Annotated in this window: 24 protein-coding genes and 1 pseudogene; 5 read left to right on the top strand and 20 right to left on the bottom strand. The window is 41.7% G+C overall.

Going from position 1 to position 26,494, the window contains the following annotated elements:
- Positions 1-4: 4 nt before the first annotated feature.
- From rsmB to MHH70_RS06780, 8 genes and pseudogenes are all read right to left on the bottom strand, one after another.
- The gene (gene rsmB / locus MHH70_RS06745; RefSeq protein WP_342472878.1) at positions 5-1,363 is read right to left on the bottom strand and encodes a 16S rRNA (cytosine(967)-C(5))-methyltransferase RsmB; all 1,359 of its coding nucleotides are present in this window, start codon (positions 1,361-1,363) and stop codon (positions 5-7) included.
- Positions 1,360-2,301, bottom strand: coding sequence for a methionyl-tRNA formyltransferase (gene fmt, locus MHH70_RS06750; RefSeq protein WP_066169887.1), 942 nt, complete (start codon positions 2,299-2,301; stop codon positions 1,360-1,362). The genes rsmB and fmt overlap by 4 nt, the downstream gene beginning before the upstream one ends.
- Before the next feature lies 1 nt (position 2,302).
- Complete coding sequence (def, locus tag MHH70_RS06755; RefSeq protein ID WP_066169884.1) at positions 2,303-2,797, bottom strand: peptide deformylase; 495 nt, start codon at positions 2,795-2,797, stop codon at positions 2,303-2,305.
- 17 nt (positions 2,798-2,814) lie between these two features.
- A complete protein-coding gene (gene priA / locus MHH70_RS06760) occupies positions 2,815-5,229 on the bottom strand; it encodes a primosomal protein N' (RefSeq protein ID WP_342472881.1) in 2,415 nt (804 codons plus the stop codon).
- A 41-nt stretch (positions 5,230-5,270) separates the two neighbouring features.
- Positions 5,271-5,792: pseudogene (gene coaBC / locus MHH70_RS06765) on the bottom strand (bifunctional phosphopantothenoylcysteine decarboxylase/phosphopantothenate--cysteine ligase CoaBC); the annotation flags it as partial.
- A 76-nt stretch (positions 5,793-5,868) separates the two neighbouring features.
- Positions 5,869-6,093 carry a DNA-directed RNA polymerase subunit omega gene (gene rpoZ, locus MHH70_RS06770; protein ID WP_066169878.1) on the bottom strand — a complete coding sequence of 75 codons (225 nt, stop codon included), beginning with the start codon at positions 6,091-6,093 and terminating at the stop codon, positions 5,869-5,871.
- 3 nt (positions 6,094-6,096) lie between these two features.
- Positions 6,097-6,714, bottom strand: coding sequence for a guanylate kinase (gene gmk / locus MHH70_RS06775; protein WP_107942262.1), 618 nt, complete (start codon positions 6,712-6,714; stop codon positions 6,097-6,099).
- A gap of 22 nt (positions 6,715-6,736) precedes the next feature.
- Positions 6,737-7,612: a YicC/YloC family endoribonuclease gene (locus MHH70_RS06780; protein WP_066169871.1), complete on the bottom strand. Its 876-nt coding sequence runs from the start codon at positions 7,610-7,612 to the stop codon at positions 6,737-6,739.
- A gap of 155 nt (positions 7,613-7,767) precedes the next feature.
- Here MHH70_RS06780 and MHH70_RS06785 point away from each other — a divergent pair, with 155 nt between their 5' ends.
- The 3 genes from MHH70_RS06785 (at position 7,768) to MHH70_RS06795 (ending at position 10,742) form a co-directional block, all read left to right on the top strand.
- Positions 7,768-9,441, top strand: coding sequence for an NFACT RNA binding domain-containing protein (locus tag MHH70_RS06785; RefSeq protein WP_342472882.1), 1,674 nt, complete (start codon positions 7,768-7,770; stop codon positions 9,439-9,441).
- Positions 9,442-9,708: 267 nt separating this feature from the next.
- The gene (locus MHH70_RS06790) at positions 9,709-9,849 is read left to right on the top strand and encodes a hypothetical protein (protein WP_161956376.1); all 141 of its coding nucleotides are present in this window, start codon (positions 9,709-9,711) and stop codon (positions 9,847-9,849) included.
- 113 nt (positions 9,850-9,962) lie between these two features.
- On the top strand, positions 9,963-10,742 hold the full coding sequence (locus tag MHH70_RS06795; RefSeq protein ID WP_107942260.1) for a methyltransferase domain-containing protein: 780 nt from the start codon (positions 9,963-9,965) through the stop codon (positions 10,740-10,742).
- Positions 10,743-11,283: 541 nt separating this feature from the next.
- Here the strand turns inward: MHH70_RS06795 and pyrE are convergent.
- From pyrE to lspA, 12 genes are all read right to left on the bottom strand, one after another.
- Positions 11,284-11,913: an orotate phosphoribosyltransferase gene (gene pyrE, locus MHH70_RS06800; RefSeq protein WP_066169862.1), complete on the bottom strand. Its 630-nt coding sequence runs from the start codon at positions 11,911-11,913 to the stop codon at positions 11,284-11,286.
- A gap of 1 nt (position 11,914) precedes the next feature.
- The gene (gene pyrF, locus MHH70_RS06805; protein WP_342472885.1) at positions 11,915-12,622 is read right to left on the bottom strand and encodes an orotidine-5'-phosphate decarboxylase; all 708 of its coding nucleotides are present in this window, start codon (positions 12,620-12,622) and stop codon (positions 11,915-11,917) included.
- Entirely contained in the window at positions 12,622-13,533 is a 912-nt protein-coding gene (locus tag MHH70_RS06810; protein ID WP_066169855.1) for a dihydroorotate dehydrogenase, read from the bottom strand. The genes pyrF and MHH70_RS06810 overlap by 1 nt, the downstream gene beginning before the upstream one ends.
- Entirely contained in the window at positions 13,530-14,303 is a 774-nt protein-coding gene (locus MHH70_RS06815; RefSeq protein WP_066169853.1) for a dihydroorotate dehydrogenase electron transfer subunit, read from the bottom strand. Before MHH70_RS06815 ends, MHH70_RS06810 begins: the two co-directional genes overlap by 4 nt.
- A gap of 2 nt (positions 14,304-14,305) precedes the next feature.
- Positions 14,306-17,500 carry a carbamoyl-phosphate synthase large subunit gene (gene carB, locus MHH70_RS06820; RefSeq protein ID WP_342472886.1) on the bottom strand — a complete coding sequence of 1,065 codons (3,195 nt, stop codon included), beginning with the start codon at positions 17,498-17,500 and terminating at the stop codon, positions 14,306-14,308.
- Positions 17,493-18,587 (bottom strand): carbamoyl phosphate synthase small subunit, encoded by a 1,095-nt coding sequence (locus tag MHH70_RS06825; RefSeq protein WP_342472887.1) that lies wholly within the window; start codon positions 18,585-18,587, stop codon positions 17,493-17,495. Before MHH70_RS06825 ends, carB begins: the two co-directional genes overlap by 8 nt.
- Before the next feature lie 2 nt (positions 18,588-18,589).
- Positions 18,590-19,864: a dihydroorotase gene (locus MHH70_RS06830; protein ID WP_066169844.1), complete on the bottom strand. Its 1,275-nt coding sequence runs from the start codon at positions 19,862-19,864 to the stop codon at positions 18,590-18,592.
- Position 19,865: 1 nt separating this feature from the next.
- Positions 19,866-20,744, bottom strand: coding sequence for an aspartate carbamoyltransferase catalytic subunit (locus MHH70_RS06835; protein ID WP_107942253.1), 879 nt, complete (start codon positions 20,742-20,744; stop codon positions 19,866-19,868).
- Positions 20,745-20,844: 100 nt separating this feature from the next.
- Entirely contained in the window at positions 20,845-22,179 is a 1,335-nt protein-coding gene (locus MHH70_RS06840; protein WP_107942252.1) for a solute carrier family 23 protein, read from the bottom strand.
- A 19-nt stretch (positions 22,180-22,198) separates the two neighbouring features.
- Positions 22,199-22,741 (bottom strand): bifunctional pyr operon transcriptional regulator/uracil phosphoribosyltransferase PyrR, encoded by a 543-nt coding sequence (gene pyrR, locus MHH70_RS06845; protein ID WP_066169837.1) that lies wholly within the window; start codon positions 22,739-22,741, stop codon positions 22,199-22,201.
- A 218-nt stretch (positions 22,742-22,959) separates the two neighbouring features.
- Positions 22,960-23,865: an RluA family pseudouridine synthase gene (locus MHH70_RS06850; RefSeq protein ID WP_342472888.1), complete on the bottom strand. Its 906-nt coding sequence runs from the start codon at positions 23,863-23,865 to the stop codon at positions 22,960-22,962.
- Positions 23,862-24,341, bottom strand: a complete 480-nt coding sequence (lspA, locus tag MHH70_RS06855; protein WP_066169831.1) for a signal peptidase II — start codon at positions 24,339-24,341, stop codon at positions 23,862-23,864. The genes MHH70_RS06850 and lspA overlap by 4 nt, the downstream gene beginning before the upstream one ends.
- Positions 24,342-24,865: 524 nt before the next feature.
- Between lspA and MHH70_RS06860 the strand changes: the two genes are divergently transcribed.
- Complete coding sequence (locus MHH70_RS06860; protein ID WP_342472889.1) at positions 24,866-25,948, top strand: 3-oxoacyl-[acyl-carrier-protein] synthase III C-terminal domain-containing protein; 1,083 nt, start codon at positions 24,866-24,868, stop codon at positions 25,946-25,948.
- A gap of 2 nt (positions 25,949-25,950) precedes the next feature.
- The gene (locus tag MHH70_RS06865; RefSeq protein WP_342472890.1) at positions 25,951-26,472 is read left to right on the top strand and encodes an isoprenylcysteine carboxylmethyltransferase family protein; all 522 of its coding nucleotides are present in this window, start codon (positions 25,951-25,953) and stop codon (positions 26,470-26,472) included.
- Positions 26,473-26,494: the final 22 nt, after the last annotated feature.

Raw genomic sequence — 26,494 nt, forward strand, 5'->3', positions numbered from 1 at the left:
AAATTTATTTTGTCTCCTTTTTTACGAAGGCAGCGACGAAAAAGCCGTCACTATCCATATGTTGTGGGAATACCTGAAGCATTCCTTCCCGCTGCTCGTGAACAAGCTGCTGCGGTAAATTTTCCAATACAATAGCCTCCATATTCAGATGTTCTTTTAAAAAGGCTTGTACCGTTCCTTCATTTTCTTCTTGATTAATTGTACATGTACTATAAACTAAGCGACCTTCTGGCTTTAACAACTCTACAGCATTCGCTAAAATCGCAAGTTGAATCGCTTGTAAATTGGCAAAATCCTCTATTTTCTTCGTATATTTAATATCTGGTTTACGACGCATAACCCCTAACCCAGAGCATGGTGCATCGACTAAAATTGCATCGAAGCTGCCCTTTTGTAAAGTATTTGCCGCTTTGCGCCCATCTAACGGTGCCGTTTGCACAATATCAATACTTAAGCGTGCTGTATTTTCATCAATTAATTCAAGCTTATGCGGATGCAAATCTAAGGCAAGAATCGCCCCTTCATTATGCATTTTTTCCGCTAAATGCGTCGTTTTGCCACCAGGTGCTGCACACATATCTAAAACGCGCATACCTGGCTGTGGATTTAGCACATTTGCTGGTAACATAGAGCTTTCATCTTGAATCGTAATAAGCCCTTGTTTAAAAGCAGTTGTACGCGCCGCTTGCCCACCTGTAATTGTTAAACATTCAGGTAAAAATGCGCTTTGCAAAACAGTCAGCCCTTCTTGCTCTAAAGCAGCAATCGCTTTTTCAGGTGTTGCCTTTATTGTGTTGACACGCACTGTCTGCTTTGCGGGTAAATTATTATGCGTAAGCATAGCTGTTGTTCGTTCTATACCATATGCTGCAATATAACGCTCTACTAGCCACTGCGGATGGCTTGTTGCAATCGCAAGACGCTCTACCTCGTCCGCTATTTCCTCCGTTGAGCGCACGCCTTGACGTATAATCGAGCGTAGTACGCCATTGACCATTGAAGCAATGCCTTTATGCCCACGTCTTTTAGCAATTTCCACAGCCTCATTCACTGCGGCATGTGGCGGAATACGTGTTAAATAATGCATTTGGAATAGCGATAGGCGTAGTAACCATTGTACCCATACTTCCACTTTACCACGCACAAATGGGGCTAAATAATAGTCCAATGTTAATTTATGCTGTAGTGTACCATACGTAATTTCAGTTAATAACGCACGGTCCTTCGCCTCTATTTTATATTTCTCAATTGTTTGGTGTAATAATAGATTGCTGTATGCTTGGTTTTTATCGACCGCTAATAAAATACTTAAAGCTGCATCACGTACATTACCATTCCAAATTTGCTGCTTTTTCTTCGTCATTCAAAACGGTCTCCAATCTGCAATTTTGCCCCTGTGCCGCGCAAATACTCCTCTGCACTTAAACGTTTTTTCCCCGCCGGTTGCAAATCATAAACAGCAATTGAACCGCCTTCACCAGTCGCAATTTCAAAATAATCCTTAGCGATATGCACAACCTCACCCGGTGCAGCTTGGTGCTTCCGAGTACCAATTTGCGCCCACCAAATTTTCACATTGCTCTCTTCAAGGGTTGTGTAGGCAACTGGCCATGGATGTAGACCACGCACTTGATTGTATATCGTACGTGCATTTTGCTGCCAATCAATGCGCTCCTGCTCTCGGTTAATATTATGCGCGTAGGTTACCTTTGTTTCATCTTGTACTATACGATTATTTGTACCATCAACAAGAGAAGGTAATGTTTGCTTTAATAAATCACGTCCAACGATGCTTAGCTTGTCAAACATGCTTCCTGTATGGTCCGTTTCCTCAATAGCAATTGCCTGCTGGCTAATCATATCGCCTGCATCCAACTTTTCAGCCATATACATAATCGTTACACCTGCTTCTTTTTGTCCGTCGATAATAGCTTGATGGATTGGTGCTCCTCCCCTATATGCAGGTAGCAATGAAGCATGCACATTAACACAGCCTAGGCGCGGCGCATCAAGCAGCGCTTTTGGTAAAATTTGCCCAAATGCTGCAGTGATAACTAAGTCTGGTGCTAGTGCTAAAATTTGCTCTAGCTCCTGTGAGGCACGTAGCTTTTCAGGCTGAATAACCGGCAAGCCTAAACGCAGCGCCTCTTCTTTCACTGGTGGTGGTGTTAATACCTTTTTACGACCAACTGGGCGATCTGGCTGTGTAACAACGGCTAGCACATGATAGCCCTCCTCATGGAGCATGCGTAAAATCGGCACGGAGAAGGCAGGTGTTCCCATAAAAACAATCGATGTCATATTATTCCTCCTCATCCTCTTCCGCATACATTTCTTCTATTTCTTCCGCCGTTAGCACACGCGTTATTTTTGAATCAAATAAAATACCATCTAAATGGTCTATTTCATGTAAAATAGCACGCGCCTCAAAATCCTCTGCCTCCAGTTCATAAATACGCCCTTCACGGTCAGCGGCTTCGATTTTCACATACGTAGGTCTGTTGACCATTGCGAATAAATCGGGAAAACTTAGGCAACCTTCCACATCTTCCTCCTGCCCTTTCGTTTCTAAAACAATCGGGTTAATCATTTCTAAAATGTCTTCACCTAATTCCACGATTGCCACACGTAAACCAACATTAATTTGCGGTGCTGCAATACCAACACCGTCATATTCCACCATTGTGTCATATAAATCATCTAATAGCTGGATGATTTCTTCATTAATCACATCGACTTCCTTCGTAGGCGTCGTTAAAATTGCTGAGGGGCTTTTTACTACCTCTTTAATAGCCATATTTCGTTCCTTCTTTCTTAAATGACGACTGGATCAAGGTCTACGATAAGCTGTATGCCCTTCTTGCTCCAGTCTGTTCGATATATTTTGATCAATTGCAATAATGTATCAATTAAATTCGGTTCTATTTTGTATTTTATCAAACATTGATAGCGATATCTATTGTTGATACGGCTAATGCTAGCGGTTGTTGGACCGATAATAGCAACACCAAAAGATAAATTTGAACGCAAATAATCCGCTACTCGCCCAGCATATTCAGCCGCCAACATGACATCCTCATGCGACACTTGGACGAGCGCTAAATAATAATACGGTGGATAGCCCGCTTGATGACGCGCATGCATTTCTCGCGTATAAAACGGCTCGTACTGCTGCTCTTTCGCTAGTTCAATTGCATAATGCTCAGGTGTATACGTTTGGATAATTACTTCGCCTGGTAAATCATGACGCCCCGCTCGACCACTTACCTGTGTTAAAAGTTGGAATGTGCGCTCACTTGCGCGGTAATCAGGTAAATGCAAGGACGTATCGGCACTTAACACCCCAACAAGCGTTATATTAGGAAAATCAAGTCCTTTGGCAATCATTTGCGTACCAAGTAGAATATTTGCCTGCCCGCTCGCAAAAACGTCCAACAGCTGCTCATGTGCTCCTTTATGCGATGTTGTATCGACATCCATGCGCACAATTTTTGCCTCTGGAAAGAGCTTATAAATTTCCTCCTCGACTTTTTGCGTCCCTGTTCCGAAAAAACGAATATGCTCACTTTGACATTGTGGGCAGCTTTGCGGTACATACTCATCATAGCCACAATAATGACATTTTAATTTTTCATTATAGCGATGATACGTTAATGAAATATCGCAATTTGGACATTGCACAACTGTGCCGCAATCTCTGCATAGCACAAAGCTTGAATAACCACGACGATTTAAAAATAAAACAATTTGCTCTTGCCGTATTAATCTATCACGCATCGCTTCGATTAGGCTCGTTGAAAACATCGAGCGATTGCCTTGCTTCAATTCCTCACGCATATCGACAACTTCCACACTCGGCAAGGCCTGCTGCTTTGCTCGCTGTCGCAACGTTAGCAATGTATAGACGCCTTTTTTCGCCCTTGCGAACGATTCAAGCGCTGGTGTAGCACTGCCTAAAATAACAGGGCAGTGATGAAATTTGCTGCGCCAAATTGCCACATCACGTGCATGATAGCGAGGGGCATCCTCCTGCTTGTACGTTGATTCATGCTCCTCGTCTAAAATAATAAGCCCAACATTTTGAAAGGGGGCAAAAATTGCCGAGCGTGCACCTACAACAACCTTCACTTTACCTTGTTGAATTTTGCGCCATTCATCGTATTTCTCCCCGACAGATAGCCCGCTATGTAGTACAGCAACTAGCTCACCGAAGCGCGAGCGAAAGCGGTCTGTCATCTGTGGCGTTAGTGAAATTTCAGGCACGAGCATAATCGCCTCTTTGCCATCCTGTAACGCCTGCCAAATCGCCTGCAAATACACCTCAGTTTTCCCACTACCTGTTACACCGTGTAATAGAAAGGTTTCATTATGACGTCTTTCCATAGCTGCTGTAATCTGATTTAATGCTTTCTGTTGTTCATCTGTTAACTGTAAGGCGGTCGTCTGCCCTACATCCTTTGTAAAGGGGTCGCGATACACCTCTTCTTGAATATATTGTGCAGCACCACTTTCGATAAGTGCCTGTAAAACACTTGCTGTTACACCGACCTGCTCATAAATTGCATCAGGGGAAAACACTTCACCACAATGTGTCTGCATCCACTGTACTAATTGGATTTGCTTCTTTGCTCGCTTTGATAATTGCTGTTCAATTTTTGTTAAATAAGCAACATCAGCATGAATTTGCACTTTGCGAATTTCTTTAATATTTCCTTGTTGCCTTACTTCATTTTCAAGGCGCACCTGTTGCTGTTTTATCGCCTGCTTCAACTCTTTTAGCAGCCCTTGCTTGTCAAATTGCTTAAAATTCACTTTTGATGACTTTTGGAAAAGTGCTGCTATGAAAGGAGATAGCGCTTCAAGCGGCGCTTGTAAATGAACCATTTTTTCATATTTCGCTCTTAAAGCCGACGGCAGCATTACTTGCAATGCGTCAATTTCATAGCAAATTGTTTCTTTTTTTAACCACTTTGCTAATGCTAGCATTTCTTCTGTTAGCACAGGCTCCATATCTAATACTTGCGCCACTGGCTTGATTTTATCTAACGGTACATCTGTCTCACTTCCAAGCTCAACAACAAAGCCGAGCACATTGCGCGGTCCAAATGGTACTTTGACACGACAGCCACATTCGATTAAATCGTACCAATCAGCCGGCACGATATAATCGAATGGACGGTCGACAGGGTATGCTGCCACATCTACAATTACTTTCGCAATACGTGCCATTACTGCTCTTCTCTTTCATTTTGCGCGGCAAAATGCGCAAGCACAAGCGCTGTAATTTTTTCTGGCTCCTCCAAACGTCCTTTACCGATATAGCCGCACGCTAAAAATCCTTCCGAAGGTTCAATAAACTGATAGCCATCTTCGTGAAGTTGCTGGATATTACGTTTAACCGCTGGATGGTCGTACATATGGACATTCATTGCGGGCGCAATCCACACAGAGGCTGTTGTCGCTAGCAAAGTTGTTGTAACCATATCATCTGCGATACCGTTTGCTAGCTTTCCAATAACATTGGCTGTTGCAGGCGCGACAAGCACAAGGTCAGCCCAATCAGCCAAATCAATATGGGCAATAACACTCGAATCCTTTTCATCAAATGTATCAAAAAAAACATCATTTTTAGACATTACTTGGAAGCTTAACGGATTGACAAATTGCCTTGCCGACGCAGTCATAATAACTTTTACATTCATTCCTGCCTGCGCTAGCTTACTTACGAGAGCAACCGCCTTATAAACAGCAATTCCACCTGTCACACATAGTAAAATATTTTTTTTGCTCATTGATTTCCCACCCTTTCAAACGATAAGCTCCCAAAGAACATTTCCTCGGGAGCTAAATAGTAGTTTTTAAGTAGTTTTAGATTTCATCCTCGTAAACAGTTGAAGCATCCTGTGCCTCTTTGCGTAAAACACCTGCTGCTACTTCTTCTAATGCACGTCCTACTGGCTTATACGATACGTATTTACCAAGCTTCTCGCCACCTTGCTCTTGCATTTGGCGTGCTCGCTTTGAAGCTAAGCTCACAAGCGAATATTTTGAATCGATTTCTTTTTTTAACGCATCTACTGATGGGTATAACATAGATTATTCTCCTCTCAACATTGACAAGTATATTTTTTCGACGCGCTCACGTCTACAATGCTCTGCTTTAATAATAGCATTAATTTTATCACATGCATTTTGAACTTCATCATTTTCTACAACATAATCATAAAGGCTCATCATTTCCAGCTCTTCTCGCGCTGTGGCAATACGCTTGGCAATAATATCCTCCGTTTCTGTTCCTCGTCCAACTAGTCGCTCCTTTAATTCTGAAAGACTTGGCGGCGCTAAAAAAATGAATAACGCATCGGGAGCTTTCGTGCGAATTTGCGCTGCTCCTTGCACCTCAATTTCTAAAAATACATCTCGCCCCGCAGCGAGCGTATCATTTACGTAAGTAAGTGGCGTGCCGTAGTAATTGCTGACAAACTCAGCATGCTCTAGTAACCCCCCCTGTTCAATCAACGCTTCGAACTCCTCGCGCGTTTTAAAAAAATAGTCTACACCGTCTACTTCTCCTTCGCGAGGCTGACGTGTCGTCATTGAAATCGAATATTCATAATTTGTATTCGCTTGTGAAAATAGCTCTTTACGAACCGTTCCTTTTCCGACACCAGAAGGGCCGGACAATACGATTAATAAGCCGCGTTGTTTTTTCATTGATTATTAAATCTCCCTTTAGCTATTCAATATTTTGAACTTGCTCACGCATTTTCTCTAAAATGGCCTTCGCTTGCACGACTGCAATCGAGCTCTCGGAGGACTGATTTTTCGAACCAATTGTATTGATTTCTCGATGCATTTCCTGCATTAAAAAATCAAGCTTACGACCAATAGCCCCTTGCTCCTCCAACGTTTCCTCAAGCTGACCAAAATGACTATCAAGACGATCTAGCTCCTCTGTAATATCTACACGCTCTGCGAATAATGCCACTTCCATTAACAACCGTTCTTCTAGTAGCTGCCCACTAGCAATTTCTTCAATTCGTGTTTTTAAGCGCTCACGGTATTTCATTACCGCATCAGAAGATGTGGCACGAATCTTTGCTATTTGCTGCTGCAATTGTTCTTTATATTGTAACATAACTAGCTTCAACTCTTGTCCTTCACGCTCACGCATCTGCACTAAATTTTCAATCGCTTCCTGCATCGCTCGCTCTACAGAAGCAAGTAGACCATCCTGTACTGCCTCCCGTTTTTCTACGACAAGCACTTGGTCAAGCATCGCAATTTCCTGCATCGACCACTTTTCCTGCATAACGATTTTTTGTGATAATTCTTCTTTCGCATTTATGTATGCTTCGAGTAAAGGCCAATTTATTTGTACATGCTGCTCTTCTGCCTGAAGTTCTTTCATAACAATTAATACGTCTAACTTTCCGCGTGAAATAGCGGTGGAAAGCATTTTTTTTGCTAAAACCTCTGCTTCCATCCATTCTTTCGGAAATTTTGTGCTTATTTCTAAAAATCGATGATTCACAGCACGAACTTCAACCGTTAATTGATACGATTTTGTCGTTGTGACACCCCTGCCAAAGCCTGTCATACTACGCACCAAGGTCCGTCACACCTTCCTTTAAAATACTGCACACCATTATAACATAGGATGGTATATTTTTTCCTACATTTTAAAGAAAAACATTCAACTAGAGTATTATCGGTAAAAAATGCTATGATTAAGTGAATCAAGTATTGAACGAAAGAGGAATGAATATGGCTTTTGATGGATTATTTACACGCGCAATTGCGCAGGAGCTTCAACAATTAGTATCAGGACGTATTACAAAAATTCACCAGCCAAATGCCATGGAAGTAATGCTTCATATTCGGGCAAACGGCACAAATCATAAACTAATTATTTCAATTCATCCTTCCTACGCACGCATACATTTAACAGAGCAGACGATTGATAACCCACCCGAGCCGCCAATGTTTTGCATGCTGCTGCGCAAGCATTTGGAAGGGGGCTTTATTCATGCCATTACGCAGGATGGCACAGAGCGCATATTGCATATGGTCGTGGAGAGCAAAAATGAGGTTGGCGACAAAATTATGCGCAAGCTTATTATCGAAATTATGGGCAGACATAGCAACTGTCTATTAGTTGATGCGGTAAATGATAAAATTCTCGATAGCTTAAAGCATTTACCGCCTTCCTTAAATAGCTACCGTACTGTTTTACCGGGGCAGCCTTATATCGCACCACCTGCGCAGCATAAGGTAAATCCATATACAGTTACAGAGGAAGAGATAAAGGACTTTTTTGCAGAGCCCAAAAGCGCTAAGGAAGTAGTCGCACATTTTGCTGGCTTCTCACCGCTACATGCGGAGGAATTATTAGCACGTTTAGCACATGGAGTCGCAGCATTTCAGCTATTTTTACAGGAATTGACGAATGCCATGAGCCCTACTTATATTGATAAGGATGGCAAAGCTGTTTTTTCGCCATGCTCATTAACGCATTTAACTGGGCAAACTGCTACATACCCAACGCTAGGCGCACTTTTGGACCGTGTCTTTTTTGCACGTGCAGAGCGTGACCGTGTCAAACAACAAGCTGGTGATTTAGAGCGCTGGCTTAGCAATGAGGTAGATAAGCTCAAGCTGAAAACGAAAAAGCTTGAAAAGGATTACGAGCAAGCCTCTAAGCTAGACCAATTACAGCTTTACGGCGAGCTGTTAATGGCTAATATTTATCAATTTGAAAAAGGGCAAGAAAATGTAACTGTTGAAAATTACTATACTGGTGAATCAGTGACAATTGCCATTAACCCGCGCAAAACGCCAATTGACAATGCCCAGCATTATTATCAGCGCTATAATAAAGCGAAAAATGCACTTGTTATGATTGAGGAGCAGCTAGAAAAAACGCATGCGGATATCGACTATTTCGAAATGCTCGCACAGCAGGTGGCACAAGCTGCACCGAGCGATATCGAGGAAATTCGCGAGGAACTAGCTGAGCAAGGCTTTTTACGTCTGCGTGCCTCGAAAAAAAAGAAAAAGCCGACAAAGCCTATGCCTGAAGCCTTTTTATCTTCAACAGGTATAACTATTTCCGTCGGTAAAAATAATAAACAAAATGATTTTTTAACATTTAAGTTCGCAAAGAAAAATGATATTTGGCTACACACAAAAGATATCCCAGGCTCGCACGTTGTTATTCATAGCGAAACACCTGACGAAACGACATTACATGAAGCCGCAGTGCTCAGCGCCTATTTCAGTAAAGCACGAGAATCTTCATCCGTACCAGTTGACTACACAGAAATCCGTCAAGTCAAAAAGCCAAATGGCGCAAAGCCCGGCTTCGTCATTTATTTTGAGCAAAAAACATTGTACGTAACACCAGATGAGGAATTGGTACTACGCCTGAAGAAAAAATAATAGTTAGGTGGCATCCAACAAGCTGTGCAGTTGCTAGCTTGTTGGGTGCTGATGTTTCAATAAAATCGTCGCTCATTAAAAACACAAGAGTTTTATGATTTTCTGTTGAATTTAAAATAAAATAAATTTTTCACTACTTTGGGAAAACTTAACTTTTTCGAACATTCCTTATGGCGAAGTATTTTAGCAAACTTTTTTCACTTTTCTATTTCAAAAATATTCTGAATATTGTATAATGAGAAAATATTCTATTCGGAGGTGCTACATATGCCATATCAATCCTATTTAGACCAAGTACAAAGTAAGTATCCTTACACATATGAGGATTCTTGCGAAAATAATGATTCTTACTTACACGAGGAACGTTGTGAGGACACGTTCGACCATTTTGGCGACAATGATTTCTAACAGAGGGGTACTCGTTATGGCAATTAGTGATATTTAGAAAATGTATGGTGAACGATGCCATACATTTTTTAGTGTAAGTAAACATCATTTACAAAACGAAGGAGCAACGACTTATGACACTACTTAATCCAACATCTTTTCCTAATTGGTTAGCACCGCATTCTATTCCTTGGTATGAGCAGCTAAGCAATCTGCAACATCGTTACGAATATGTGTGGCGCTCCTCTTTCACAGAGCCAAACGGAGAAATGATTTTTGATGAAATGGTTGTTCAAAATATTATAGGTAAAAAAGTATTAGATATCGGCTGTGGTCACGGCGAGTTTACACTAAAATGCAGTGTATTAGCAAAAGATATCGTTGGCTTCGATGTAACAAATCGCTTTATTCAAACAGGCCTCCTTCATACTAAAGGAAATGTCTCTTTCATTACAGGCAACACGAAAAATGGGCTGCCCTTTCAAGAGAATGAATTTGATTGTGCCTACATAAGAAAAGGCCCGACATCTGGTTACCCCTCTCTTAAAAAAATTGTGAAACAGGGAGGTACAATTTTCGGATTGCACCCCGGAGATAAAACAGGTAAGGAGCTCCCCCTTTTATTTCCTAATCTTTTTGCACCGACAACAGGTACTCCTATTTTAGATACAATTAAAGCTAGGCTGGCTAGTAGCAAATTTTCAAACAAATCGATTGAAACAATTGATAGCTTCGAATACATACAATCCCCAGATGACCTATTAAAGCTACGCTGCTTTGGCCAACATCCGTCTATTTACAAGATTTTAAAACAACAAAACTTAGATGAAATCAAAACGATTTTTGAACAACATGCCACAGAAAAGGGTTTGCCCATTACACACTCTCGCTACATTGTGAAAGCAGTAATTTAACTTTTTTCAGCAATAATTTTTGCGACGAGTAACCGCAGGAGCACATAATTTTTGCGACGAGTAACCGCAGAAGCATATGTTTTTTACGTGTTTACTCCACGTTTAGACTATTGCGCAATTTTTATTCCACGTTTTTTAGCTTTTATTCCATGTTTTTAGAGGTTTATTCCACGTTTTCTATTTTTAAAGCTAAAAAAAGAGAGGTTGGGGCATAACTTTATTATTTTGAAAAATGATGAAAATAGATAAAAATTTATCCGCTTTATGGAGTTAAATATTCCGTCTTAAATCAAAAAAATGTTAGACCCATTAGATTACGGTCTAACATTTTTTCTTTTTGTCCCAGCCTCTTACATCTTTAAAGAAAGTTCAGCTATCTGCCAAGCTTTCTATTCATTGTGCTCCTGCGGTGGCTCTGCCATCCTCGTCGCATGTAAAACTTAAAGCTCTCCGGCTTTAAGTAATGGAGATTCAACTCTTGCTGAATCTCCTATTCATTGTGCTCCTGCGGTGGCTCTGCCATCCTCGTCGCATGTAAAACTTAAAGCTCTCCGGCTTTAAGTTTTACATGCCACTCCTTTAAAAATGGTATCTGTTCTTCTGAGATTGTGCCTGATTCCGAGGCTGCTTCTACTAAGTAATCGAAGTTTGTTAGTGATACATAGTGTACGCCGATTTCATCGAAGGCTTTTTCTGCTTTTGGTAGGTTGTATGTGTAGACACATACAACGCCTACGACTTCACAGCCTGCTGCGCGTAAAGCTTCTACTGCTGTGATAGATGAGCCACCTGTTGAGACGATGTCTTCTACTACGACTACTTTTTGTCCAGCTGCGTATTTACCTTCGATTTGGTTGCCGCGGCCGTGTTCCTTTGCTTTCGAGCGCACGTAGACCATTGGTAATTGTAAAATATCCGCTACCCATGCAGCGTGAGGGATGCCGGCTGTTGCTGTGCCTGCTACAACTTCTGTCTCTGGGAAAAATTCTTTAATATTTGCTGCTAAGCCGTTTGCAATTTGCTTGCGGATGGCTGGGTCTGAAATTGTTAGGCGTGTATCACAGTAAATTGGTGATTTAATGCCTGATGCCCATGTGAATAAATTTGTTGGATTTAATTCTACTGCTCCTACTTGCAACATTGCATGAGCGATTTCTTTTTGTAATGCCATGTTATTTTGCCTCCCATAATTGACAAACTTCTTTGTATGCCTGTACTGGATTTGCTGCACCTGTAATCGCACGTCCAACAACGATATGCGTTGAGCCGTCACGTTTTGCGCCATCTGGCGTAGCGATACGTTTTTGGTCATGTGCATCTCCGCCTAACATGCGAATACCCGGTGTTACACGTAAAAAATCTTCTCCACATACTTCAGCAATTGCCTTTGCCTCGTGCACAGAGCAGACGACACCGTTTAAACCTGCCTCTTTCGTTAATTTTGCATAATGCAAAACAGATTCCTGCAAGGATAATGCGATTTTTTGCTCCGCTTGCATTTGCTCTTCTGTTGTCGATGTTAATTGTGTGACAGCGATTAATATTGGGCGCTTGTTACCTGCCGCTGTTCCTGCCTCTAGACCTTCTAAAGCGCCCTCCATCATCGGTTTGCCACCTGCTGCATGGACATTGATTAAATCAATACCTAAGCGTGCTAAACCTTTCATTGCAGATCGCACTGTGTTCGGAATATCATGGAGTTTTAAATCTAAAAAGATTGCGTGCCCCTGCTCTTTTATTTTATTCACAATGCTTGGACCTTCCTGCATATAAAGCTCCATGCCGACTTTTACGAACAATGGCTCATTAAATTGCTGTAAAAAGTGAAACACTTCTTTCTCGCTTGGAAAGTCAAGCGCAATAATCGGTTTGTTGTTCATTAACGGTGACTCCTTCCGATAACTTCTGAAATATGACCTACACCTAGCTCATCTAGCTTTGCTGGCAATGCCTCGATAATATTTGGACAAACGAAATGGTCGACGAAGTTTGCTGTACCAACCGCTACCGCTGAAGCACCTGCCGACATAAAATCAATAACGTCCTGTACGTTCGTAACGCCACCCATACCGATAATTGGAATAGTAACTGCCTTATATACTTCGTAAACCATGCGAATCGCAACAGGCTTTACCGCGGGGCCAGATAGCCCCCCTGTTCCATTAGCGATTACAGGCTTTCCTGTTTTTTCGTGTAGACGCATGCCGACTAATGTATTAATCATCGTAATACCGTCTGCACCGCCCGCTTCTACTGCCTTTGCGATATCTACAACACTCGTAACATTCGGTGATAGCTTTACATAAACCGGAACGCTTGATACAGCCTTCACCGCCGCGGTTAATTCCTGTGCTGTTGCAGGGTCTGTTCCAAACTGAATACCGCCACATTTAACATTCGGACAAGAAATATTGAGCTCTAGTGCTTTAACATTTGCCGCGGTCGAAATTTGGCGTGCCACCTCTACATAGTCAGCCACCTCTGTGCCTGCTACATTGGCGATAATTGGCACATCATAGCCTTCTAAAAACTTCAATTCTTCGTTCATTACTTTTTCAAGACCAGGGTTTTGTAGCCCGATTGCGTTTAACATGCCCGCTGCTGTTTCGGCTACACGTGGTGTTGGATTGCCCGCGCGAGTTTCTAGCGTTGTAGCCTTAATCATTATAGCGCCTAGCTTTGATAAATCATAAAGCTGCGCATATTCACGTCCGAAGCCAAAGCAGCCAGATGCTGGCATAATCGGGTTTTTTAACGATAATCCGGGTAACTCTAAATTGATACGGCTCATAATTGGACAACTCCTTTCGGGAATACCGGCCCATCTGAGCACACCTTTACATAATCTTTCTCCACCTGCTCTGTCGTTTGGCAAACGCAGGCGAAGCAAGCGCCGATACCGCAGCCCATGCGCTCCTCAAATGATAAATAGCCCTCTTTATGTGGATAAGTATTTTCCATTGCTTTTAACATCGGCAATGGACCACAGCAATAAAACACATCAAATTCTGGCTTTAAGTCGTCTAACAATGTCGTGACAAAACCTTTCGTCCCTTTTGTTCCATCTACCGTTACATAATATGTGTCGCCTAGCTTGTTAAACTGTTGCTCATAAAATGTCACGTTATCGGATTGGAAGCCAAGAACGTGAATTGTGCGTACACCACGCGCATTAAGCTGCTTTGACAACTCATGGAGTGGTGGTACACCAATTCCCCCACCTACTAAAAGCGCTGTTCCACCAACAGGAGCTGCTTCAACAGGAAAACCATGACCAAGTGGACCGAGCACGTCAATTTCTTGACCGGCAACTGCTAATGATAGCACAGTTGTTCCTCGACCTTCCGCGCGATAAATCATTGTAAATTGTTGATTTTCCTTGTTGACATCAGCAATACTAATTGGTCGACGCAATAGCGGCTCAAGTGTATCCGATACTTTGACATGAACGAACTGCCCAGGACTCATATCCTGGACAAGCTCTCCTTGTAGTACAAGCTCAAAAATATTATGAGCGATTTTTACTTGGCGAACGACTGTCATACGCTCACTTCGAATCATGATTACTTAACCTCCGCTTTTGGCATTTCTTCTGCTGTAAATGTCATTGATTCAATAACGCGCAGCATCGCCTCCGCTGTATCTAGCGATGTTAAACATGGCACACCATTTTCTACAGATTCACGACGAATGCGGAAGCCATCGCGTGCAGGCTGTTTACCTTTTGTTAATGTGTTGATAACTAACTGTGCCTCACCATTTTGAATCACATCGATTAGTGTTTTGCCTTTTGCACCGATTTTTTCAACAACATCTGTGCGTATACCAGCGGCTTCGAAGCTTCTTGCTGTACCTTCTGTTGCCATAATGCGGTAACCGACCTTTGAGAAGCGTTTTGCGATAGCAATCGCTTCTTCCTTATCTTTATCAGACACAGTGAATAATACTGTACCGTATGTTTTAATCTCAGTTCCAGCAGCTACTAAACCTTTGTAAAGTGCCTTTTCTAATGTAGCGTCTTTGCCCATTACTTCGCCTGTTGATTTCATTTCAGGGCCTAATGTAATGTCTACGCGACGCAGCTTCGCGAATGAAAATACTGGCACTTTAACAAATACGCCTGATTGCTCAGGAGCTAAACCAGTTGGATAGCCTTGCGCTGGAATTGCTTGTCCTAAAATAGCTTTTGTTGCGATATTTGCCATTGGGATGTTCGTAATTTTACTTAAAAATGGTACTGTACGCGATGAACGAGGATTTACTTCGATTACATAAATTTCTCCTTCGCTCATAACATATTGAATATTCATTAAACCAACGATTCCTAGGCCCCTTGCTAGACGTGTCGTATAATCAACGAGCGTTTCCTTTTGCGCATCTGTTAGCTTTTGTGGTGGGTATACAGAAATCGAGTCACCAGAGTGTACGCCTGCGCGCTCAATATGCTCCATAATGCCCGGAATCAATACATTTTCACCGTCGCAAATCGCATCAACTTCAATTTCCTGCCCCGTTAAATAGCGGTCAACGAGCACCGGATGGTCTGGAGAAGCCTCAACTGCATGCTCCATATAATGAGCTAATTCTTCCATGTTATAAACGATTTCCATTGCGCGACCGCCAAGTACATACGACGGACGTACTAATACTGGGAAGCCAAGCTTTTCAGCAATTGCCATTGCACCTTCTGCTGAAGTAGCTGTATCGCCAAGGGGCTGCGGAATATTCAATTCTTTTAAGGCATGTTCAAATTTATCACGGTTTTCCGCGCGGTCGATATCTTCCAATGACGTACCTAAAATTTTCACACCGTTTGCTTCTAGTTTGTCCGCTAAATTAATCGCTGTTTGCCCACCGAATTGCACAACAACGCCGATTGGTTGTTCTAAGTCGATAATGTGCATAACATCCTCAATCGTTAATGGCTCGAAATATAGCTTATCTGAAATTGAGAAGTCTGTTGATACAGTTTCAGGATTTGAGTTAATAATAATCGCCTCATAGCCTGCCTCTTGAATCGCCCATACAGAGTGTACTGTTGCATAGTCGAACTCTACACCTTGACCGATGCGAATTGGACCTGAACCTAATACAACAACAGACGGCTTATCCGTGCGTACGGATTCATTTTCTTCTTCGTATGTGCCGTAGAAATACGGTGTTTGTGATTCAAATTCCGCTGCACAAGTATCAACCATTTTGTAAACAGGGATAATGCCATGCTCTTTACGGAAGTCATAAACAGCTTCTGGCGTTGTTTCCCAAAGCTCTGCAATCTTTTTATCCGCGAAGCCTAAGCGTTTTGCTGAACGCAATACGTCCTGATTATTTTTATTAGTAGCTAATGTGCTTTCCATTGCAACAATTTTTTCTAATTTTTTCAGGAACCATAAGTCGATTGCTGACCATTCATGAATTTGCTCGATTGTTACACCACGGCGTAACGCCTCACCGATAAAGAATAAACGCTCATCTCCTGCTTTGCGGATACGCTTTTCTATCCACGTATCTGTCAGTTCTTCAGGATGCTTCATTTCAATATGAACATGACCTGTTTCAAGTGAGCGAACAGCCTTTAATAACGCTTCTTCAAATGTGCGACCAAGTGCCATTACCTCACCAGTTGCCTTCATTTGCGTACCTAAATTACGCTTTGCTGATTCGAATTTATCAAATGGCCAGCGTGGAATTTTTGCTACGATATAGTCAATTGACGGCTCAAAGCATGCAAATGTTGAGCCTGTAACAGGGTTTTTAATTTCATCTAAAGTTAAGCCGACTGCGATTTTTGCTGCTAGCTTTGCAATAGGATAGCCTGTTGCCTTCGATGCTAGTGCAGATGAACGCGAAACACGTGGGTTAACTTCAATTACATAGTATTGGAAGCTATTTGGGTCTAGTGCCAATTGGACATTACAACCACCTTCAATTTTCAATGCCCGAATAATATCTAAAGAAATATTACGCAGCATTTGATATTCACGGTCAGATAATGTTTGGACTGGTGCAACTACGATTGAATCACCTGTATGAATCCCTACAGGGTCAAAGTTTTCCATGCTACATACAACGATTGCATTATCAGCAGCATCACGCATTACTTCATATTCAATCTCTTTAAAGCCCGCAATTGATTTTTCAAGTAAGCATTGTGTTACTGGTGAATATTTTAAACCTGACGTTACAATTTCTTCTAGCTCTTGGTCGTTATGACAAATACCACCACCTGTACCGCCTAAAGTGAAGGCAGGGCGTACAATAACTGGGAAGCCAATTTTTTCAACAAAGCGTTTTGCCTCTTCTAAATTGTGGATAATATCTGACTCTGGTACAGGTGCACCTAATTCATACATTAAATTACGGAATAAATCACGGTCCTCTGCTTTATGAATCGCATCAAGCTTCGTTCCTAAAATTTCAATGCCCAGCTCATCTAAAATGCCCGATTCATGTAATTCAATCGCCATGTTTAAGCCTGTTTGTCCACCTAATGTTGGTAAAAGAGCATCTGGGCGTTCTTTACGTAAAATACGTGAAACAAATTCTAATGAAATCGGCTCGATGTACACTTTATCTGCAATTTCTGTATCCGTCATAATTGTCGCAGGATTTGAGTTAATTAAAATGACGCGGTAGCCCTCTTCTTTTAATGATAAACAAGCTTGTGTACCAGCATAGTCAAACTCTGCTGCTTGACCGATAACGATTGGACCTGATCCGATAACTAAAATTGAATTTATATCTGTACGTTTAGGCATGTTTTTTCTCCTTTTCTGCTTCCATCATGTCAATGAATTCGTCGAATAAGTGATTTGAATCTTCCGGGCCTGGTGATGCTTCAGGGTGATATTGCACAGTAAAGATTGGGTATGTTTTATGACGTAATCCTTCAACTGTTCCATCATTTAATGCAATATGTGTAATTTCTAAATCAGTATTTGCTAATGACTCTGCATCCACTGCATAGCCATGGTTTTGAGATGTTAATTCAGTACGTCCTGTGCGCAAATCTTTCACTGGGTGATTAGCCCCGCGATGTCCGAATGGTAATTTAAAGCTTGTTGCGCCGCTTGCTAATGCAAAGAGCTGGTGACCTAAGCAAATACCGAACATCGGCACTTTCCCAATTAAATTTTTAATTGTTTCGATACCCTCTGTTACATCTGCCGGATTGCCCGGACCGTTTGATAGCATAATGCCATCTGGATGCCACGCTAAAATTTGCTCTGCTGATGTATTGTAAGGTACGACAAGTACATCACAATCACGTTTATTCAGCTCTCGCAAAATACCGTGCTTCATGCCGAAATTCATGACAACAACGCGCTTGCCACGCCCTGGTGATGGATAAGCTGCTTTAGGTGATACCTCTCTTACATGGTGTGTAATAAGTGGCGTCGCTTGTAAATGTGCGACGATTTCTTCTACATTCACTTCCTCATCCGTAGCAGTTAAAATGGCGCGTACTACACCTTTTGAGCGAATAATGCGCGTCAGTTTACGTGTATCGATGCCCTCAATTCCCGGGATATCTTGGCTTTTCAAATAATCATTTAATGTCATGTCACAGCGAAAGTTTGATGGATATTCCTCTAGCTCACGCACTACAAAGCCACGAATTGTTGGCGTAATTCCTTCAAAATCATCACGGTTAATACCGTAATTCCCGATTAAAGGATATGTTAACGTTACGATTTGTCCATAAAAGGATGGGTCTGATAATGTTTCCTGATAGCCAGTCATACCTGTTGTAAATACGACCTCCCCTTGTGAAGCTCTATCACTACCAAATGCGATACCGTTGAATACTGTACCGTCTTCTAAAATTAATGAGCGCTTTTTCATTATTATTGTGCCTCCTCGTATGCGATTTTGCCTTCAACCATCGTTAATATTGGCCAGCCCTTAGCGACCCAACCATTAAATGGTGTATTACGACCTTTTGTTACAAATCCTTCTGCATCGACTGTTTGCTCTTTCGTTAAATCAATAATTGTTAAATCCGCCGATGCACCTACTGTTAATGTGCCATATGGCAAATCAAAAATTTGAGAAGGCTTCACTGTCATCCAGTCAATTAATTGCTTTAATGTCCATTTCCCTGTTTCAACAAAGCTTGTATATAACAATGGGAAGGCTGTTTCAAAGCCTACGATGCCGAATGGTGCGCCTACCATACCGCAGCACTTTTCCTCTACTGTATGTGGCGCATGGTCTGTTGCGATGCAATCAATCGTGCCATCTAATAATGCTGCATGTAAAGAATCTTTATCATCTGCTGCACGTAGTGGTGGATTCATTTTCCAATTCGCATCATCTGAAGGAATGTCCATTTCCTCTAGCAATAAATGATGTGGGCATACCTCAGCCGTTACACGAATGCCTGCTGCCTTTGCATCACGTACTGCACGTACAGACTCCTTCGTTGAGACATGACAAACATGGTAGCGTGCGCCTGCTGCTTCCGCTAATAAGACGTCACGTGCAATTTGCACCGATTCACAAATCGAAGGAATACCCGGTAAGCCAAGCTCTTTATTACGTTTGCCCTCATGCATCACACCTTCGTAAATTAAAGAGTTATCTTCACAGTGTGCGACAACGATTGCATCAAGGCGAGCTGCTTCCTTCATTTGCTCATACATCGTTGCTGCTAGCTGAATACCTACACCATCATCTGAAAAGGCTACTGCACCATGAGCTTTAAGTTCTTCCATGTTTGTACGCACTTCACCGGAGATATCTTTCGTTAGCGAGCCATAAGGCAATACGCGAATAACTGCACTTTCTTTAATCAAGCCTTGAATTAATTGCATATTTTCAACTGAATCTGGTACTGGCTTCGTATTTGGCATGGCACAAATTGTTGTGAAGCCACCTTTTGCTGCTGATGCTGTACCAGTAGCAATCGTTTCTTTATGCTCAAAGCCCGGTTCACGTAAATGTGTATGAACATCGACAAAGCCCGGTGCTACTAAATTACCTTGACCATCAATGACTTGTGCGGAGGCTGGTTGTTCGCCACCAATTGCTGTAATTTTACCTTCTTCAATTGTAATGCTTGTCGTTACTAGCTCACTTGCTTCATTCACCATTTTTACGTTATGGATAAAAGTTGTCATGTTATTCTCTCTCCTTCAGAATTGTTTCTAAAATAGCCATACGTGCATAGACGCCGTTTCGCACTTGCTGGAAAATACGTGAACGCTCACATTCTACAAGTTGGTCGGCAATTTCAACATCGCGATTTACTGGGGCAGGATGCATAATAATGGCCCCCTTCTTCATTTGTGCCTCACGCGCTACCGTTAAACCATATTGCTCATGATAGCTTTCTTTAGAAAAGCTCTTACTTACTGAATGACGCTCATGCTGAATGCGTAGTAGCATAATGACATCACTATCTTGAATCAAATCATCCCATGAATGATGTGCTTCAAAGTGACCCGCCCATTCTGCCGGACATAGAAAGCGTACATTCGCACCTAGCCTTGTCAATGCAGCTGCATTCGACTTTGCCACACGACTATGAGATATATCCCCCACAATCGTAATATTTAAGTTTTCAAATGTGCCAAACTCTTTTTGAATCGTGTATAAATCAAGCAAACTTTGCGATGGATGCTGCCCTGCTCCATCCCCTGCATTGATTACAGCGCAATTAATTCCCTCTAAAAGCTCATTGTAATATTCATCTTCCTTTGCACGAATGATGACTGCATCTAGTCCAATCATTTCAAGTGTCTTTACCGTATCGTACATCGTTTCACCCTTTAGTGCACTTGAAAATTCGGCATCGAATGGAATGACTGTACAGCCTATGCGGCGCTCAGCCATTTCAAAGCTTGTTTTCGTTCTCGTGCTAGGCTCAAAAAATAAATTAGCGACATTGTAGGAGCGCAATAACTTTGACGGCTCCCCATTTTCAAAAGCTTTCGCTCGCTCTAAAATGTGTAAAATTTCTTCATTTGTTAAATGCTCCATGGATAATAAATTTTTCATTTGACTGCCTCCATTTACAATGTGCTAAATTCTCATTACAACGCTTCTTGAAGTCTAAAATTCTCGAAAATATTCGCTTCAATAGGCTTTTATTGTCCCATTACTTTTCCTCGAGGCTGTTAACCTCTTTTTCGCGACCAGGTAATAATAAGTTTAATAAGACACCGACAATTGCTGCGAGCGCCATTCCTTCTACTTTAAATGCGCTTGTGAAGTGGAAGGCTGCACCACCTATACCGATGACTAAAATAACGGATGAAATAACTAAATTACGATTGTTGCCGAAGTCAATATTATTTTCTACAAGCATACGTAGACCGCTTGAAGCGATAATCCCGAATAGCAAAATGGAAATACCACCGAGCACTGCTGTTGGAATCGTTTGAATTAATGCCATTGCTTTCCCAATGAAGGAGAAGATAATCGCAAGTACGGCTGCGCCTAGAATGACATAAACCGAATAAACACGCGTGATGGCTAGTACACCAATATTTTCACCATATGTTGTTTTTGGCGGACCACCGATTAAAGCACTTAAAAATGTGCCAAGCCCATCCCCTAAAATCGAACGATGCAAGCCCGGGTCCTTAATATAATTGCGATTAACAACCTTCCCTAATACGAGCTGGTGTCCGATATGCTCTGATAATGTGACGATGACAATTGGAACCATCGCCCAAAAGATTGTTGACGTAATAGCAAATTCATAATGCACGCCTGGTATTAAAAAGTCTGGCATTGCGAGCCAGCTCGCTTCTTTCACTGCTGTGAAATCAACAATTCCGATAAGTACCGCATAGATATAGCCGATAACTATGCCGAGTAAAATCGGCATTGCACTTAAAATGTTTTTGAAATAGACCGTGAAAATAATCGCTGCAAATAATGTGACTAATGCCACTGTGAAATGCTTAAAGCTATAAACGCTTGCTAGCACCGTTTCTCCTGTTGCCTCATCGAGCGTTTCTACCGTTATGTTCATCGCCATATCGACGGCTGTTCCTGCTAGTGCCAAACCGATGACCATAATAACAGGTGCGACAACGATTGGCGGTAAAATATTCATTAACCATTTATAGCCTGTTTTCCATATAATTAATGCAACAATTCCATATGTAACACCGACTAGCATCGCCCCAATCATCGCGTTTCCAGGGTTCATATTTTGGCCATTCTCTAGCCCGCCTGAGGCAACCAAAATCGGCGCAATAAAGGCGAAGGAGGAACCTAAGTATGCAGGTACTTTAAATTGAGTAATTAATAAAAATACAATTGTTGCAATCCCGCTCGTTAAGAGGGCAATTGCAGGGCTTAGCCCTACTAGCTTTGGCACTAAAATTGTCGCACCAAACATTGCGAACATATGCTGGAAACTTAATGTTATTAATTGAATAGTTGATGGTCTTTCACGAATATCTAACAGTGGCTTTGACATATTGTTCCTCCTAATTTTACTACTCATTATTTTTATGAATGCTTACTTGGTCTAATCCGTCTACTTCAACTAAGCTAACGACGATGCGCTCTTGTCCAGATGTCGGAATGTTTTTCCCTACATAGTCCGCACGAATTGGCAATTCACGATGTCCTCGGTCAACTAAAACAGCGAGTTGAATTTGTGCTGGTCGACCCAAATCCATTACCGCATCGAGCGCGGCACGTACTGTACGTCCTGTATATAGCACATCATCGATTAAGACGATTTTTTGTTCGCTCACTTGATAATCAATCGCTACTTGCTGTACTTGTGCTTCCTCTTGATTTTCTGTCAAGTCATCACGGTATAATGTAATATCTAGCTCCCCTGTGCGAATCGGTTGCCCTTCGATAGCTTCAATGCGCTCTGCTAGCCGCCTCGCTAAATAGGCCCCCCGCGTTTTAATCCCTACTAAAATACACTCTTCAATTCCTTTGTTACGCTCAATTATTTCATGCGCGATACGTGTTAAGGCGCGATTCATCGAGGCGCTATCAAGCAAAACATTTATATTTGACATACCGTATCCCCTTTCTAAATTATGCAAAAAAGCCTCTCAAGCAGTTGCTTGAGAGGCTGAAAATTCCATGTTGAAATAACGTGTAGCAAGAATTTTGCGCACAAAAATCCCCTACACTTCACAAGTTCCCTTCTCAGCCTCTCTGGACTGCCATTAAAGGTGCAATATTCGCTTTTACTGTTACTTAGTATAATACTATCGTTAGTTGATGTCAATAACTACTCGCGCAGCTCCGCAAGCAATTGTTCAAAATCCTTTGGTAGCGCTGCTGAAAATTCTAAATACCCGCCTGTTGCAGGGTGGACAAAGCCTAATACACCCGCATGTAGCACTTGTCCATTGAAATCAATTGTTTTCTTCGGTCCATATTTCGGGTCACCTACTAGTGGAAATCCAATATATTGCATATGGACGCGAATTTGATGCGTACGCCCTGTTTCCAAGCGACATTCCACTAAAGTATAATCCCCTAGGCGTTCTATCACTTGGAAATGGGTAACAGCATGCTTGCCATTATCAACAACAGCCTGCTTTTGACGATCCTTTGTATCGCGTCCAATTGGTGCATCAATTGTCCCTTTATCATGCGCGATATGACCGTGTACCAATGCTGTATATTTGCGTGTCACTGATTTTGCTACGAGCTGGTTTACTAATGATTCATGCGCCGTATCATTTTTAGCCACCATCAATAAACCCGATGTATCTTTGTCGATGCGATGGACAATACCAGGTCGCAATACACCATTAATTCCTGATAAATCTTTGCAATGATGCATTAATCCATTGACAAGTGTACCGCTCATATGCCCCGGTGCAGGGTGCACAACCATCCCTTTTGGCTTGTTAACAACGACTACATCTGCATCCTCATAAACGATGTCTAGTGCTAAATTTTCAGCAACGACTTCTAATTGCTCAGGCTCCGGAACATCGACTTCAATAATATCGCCCTCCCTCACCTTATACTTTGCTTTAACTTCCGCACCATTTACTTTTATTACGCCATCTGTTAGCCAATTGCTAATTTGTGTACGCGACCATTCTGTTTGTATATGTGCGAGCGCTTTATCTATGCGCTCACCTGCCCGCTCAGCTGCAATTGTATATTTGACTACTGTCATTGTTTCACCTTTTTCTTTTGTTGTTGATCATCTAAAATAATTGCAATTAATAACATGACAACTGCAATTGATAGGGCAGCATCCGCCACATTAAAAATCGGGAATTCGTAATTGATAATCGGTATAAGTACATCGACAAAATCGACTACTTCTCCTCTGAATAAACGATCGATAAAATTCCCTACAGCCCCACCAAACAGTAGCATTAAGCTTGCTTGCAATAGCGGCTTGCCCTTTGCCTCGGTATAGAAAAAATAAAGAATAGCAATAATGACACCAATCGTTACAATAGTAAATAACCACATTTGTCCTTGCAGCATTCCCCATGCCGCTCCTTTATTGCGATGTGATAACAGGCCAAGCCAAGGGTCCCAAAGGGCAATCCGCTCACCTATTTCCATATTTTTAACAACCATCCATTTTGTTATTTGATCCAATAAAATAGCAAGTATCGCTATTCCATAATACTTCTTCACAGATGCCGCCTCCGTTTACCCCGTATTAACAGGCTGTAGAATCCCCACTTCAAAACTAGAATTGAAAATCAGTTACACCTCGGCATACGTCCAGATTTTTTCGAGCTAACCAGTGGAAGTTAACCTAAAATCGTCACGTCCTGCGCCATCTGCCGGGGGCTTATGCTGGTCACTCAGTCGTCACACGTATAGCGGCGCTCTTAGACTGAGCTCCCTTTGATTTGAAATGCTTTTTTTGCATTCATCTCTTGTTGAATCAGATTAAATTGTTTGAGTGGGAAATCAACAGCTTGTAAAAATCCGATTTGTGAAATTATCAATCAGTGAAAGATTCCACTGATTGAAGGTTCACTTTACACAATATGTTATCCATTTTACCACAGTCCGTCTAAGACGAATAATATTATCTTTTAGGTGATGTAAAAGATAATATTATTCAAAACTTTATTCAATGTTCGAAAGGTATGTTCTTCCTTCCTCCTTGCATACATTACATCATACTTCGATTGGAGAGGAGTTTTTCTATGCCAAAAATTTGCTCAGTTAGTACATACCAAATGCCATACACACTAACACAGCAGGAGGCAAAGCAATTAACAGCGGACCTTTTTCAGCAGCACATGCCACGACTAGAAAGATTATTACAAGTTTTTCACAACGGCGGAATTGACAAGCGTCAGCTCTGCATATCGCCAGAATGGCATCGCACGCCACGCTCCTTTGCAGAGCGCAATCAATTATATGTGGAGCTAGCAACACAGTATAGCGTTGAAGTCATTCAACAATGTTTAAAAAATGAAGATTTTCTTGCCTCACCTATCACTCCTGACAGCGTGGATGCTATTATTTTTGTCAGCACAACAGGGTTAGCAACACCGAGTATTGATGCACGCATTATGAATATATTACCCTTTTCAGAGCGCTTGCGACGCATTCCGCTGTGGGGCCTTGGTTGTGCTGGTGGCGCAGCAGGCATTAGTCGAGCCTTTGATTTTTGCAAAGCTTATCCGACTGCAAAGGTGCTCGTCGTTTGCGTAGAGCTATGTAGCTTAACATTCCAAACTGAGGATATACGCAAAAGCAATATCATTGGTGCATCGTTATTTGCTGACGGAGCTGCTGCGGTTCTCGTCTGTGGGGATGAAGCGGAGATTGCACTGCAATGTGCTGTACCACATATTGTTCATAGCGGCTCGAAACTATGGCCACATTCCGAGCAAGTAATGGGCTGGGATATACAAAATAGCGGCTTGCATGTTATTTTTCAAAAAAGCATTCCTTCTATAATTAATCGCTGGCTCCGTCCATTTATAGCAGAATTTTTAGAGGAACAATACTTAACAGAGCGTGATGTTGCTTATTTTATCGCACATCCGGGTGGCAAAAAGGTGCTTGAAGCTTATGAGCAAGCATTATTTTTAACAACTGAACAAACGGCAACTGCCCGCATGATTTTGCAGCAATACGGTAATATGTCTTCCCCTACTGTTCTCTATGTACTGGAACAATTTATGTTAGAAAATAAAAAATCTGACGAATTTGGTATGCTTGTTGCGCTAGGTCCAGGCTTTTGTGGTGAGGCTGTATTAGTGAAATGGGGTGAATAAGGGTGATTTATTTATTTATATTGATTATTATTTTACAGCGCTTTGTTGAGCTTATAATTGCACGTTATAATGAACGTTGGCTACGTGCACAAGGGGCATATGAAGTCGGCACAAATCATTACCCACATATGCTTGCATTGCATAGCAGCTTTTTTATCGTCCTACTTTTAGAAATAACATTGAAAAAACCATCACTATCCCCTTTATTTCCTATATTACTTCTATTATTTGTCGTTGTACAAGGTTTGCGCGTATGGTGTATCTATTCATTAGGTCGATTTTGGAACACCAAAATTTTCATTTTGCCACATGCACCAGTCATACGAAAAGGACCTTATCGCTTTATACGCCATCCTAATTATTTTGTCGTCAGCCTTGAAATTCTGTTATTGCCCTTTATGTTCCAAGCCTATTTCAGCGCATTTATTTTTACCGTATTAAATGCCGTCATACTATCTGTACGCATTCCCATTGAGGAACGGGCATTACGACAAGCAACAAACTATAATGAAGCGTTTAAATAAATAATAAAGCTATACGTATTAA

It is taken from the genome of Metasolibacillus sp. FSL H7-0170 (assembly GCF_038593115.1).
Lineage (GTDB): Bacteria > Bacillota > Bacilli > Bacillales_A > Planococcaceae > Metasolibacillus > Metasolibacillus fluoroglycofenilyticus.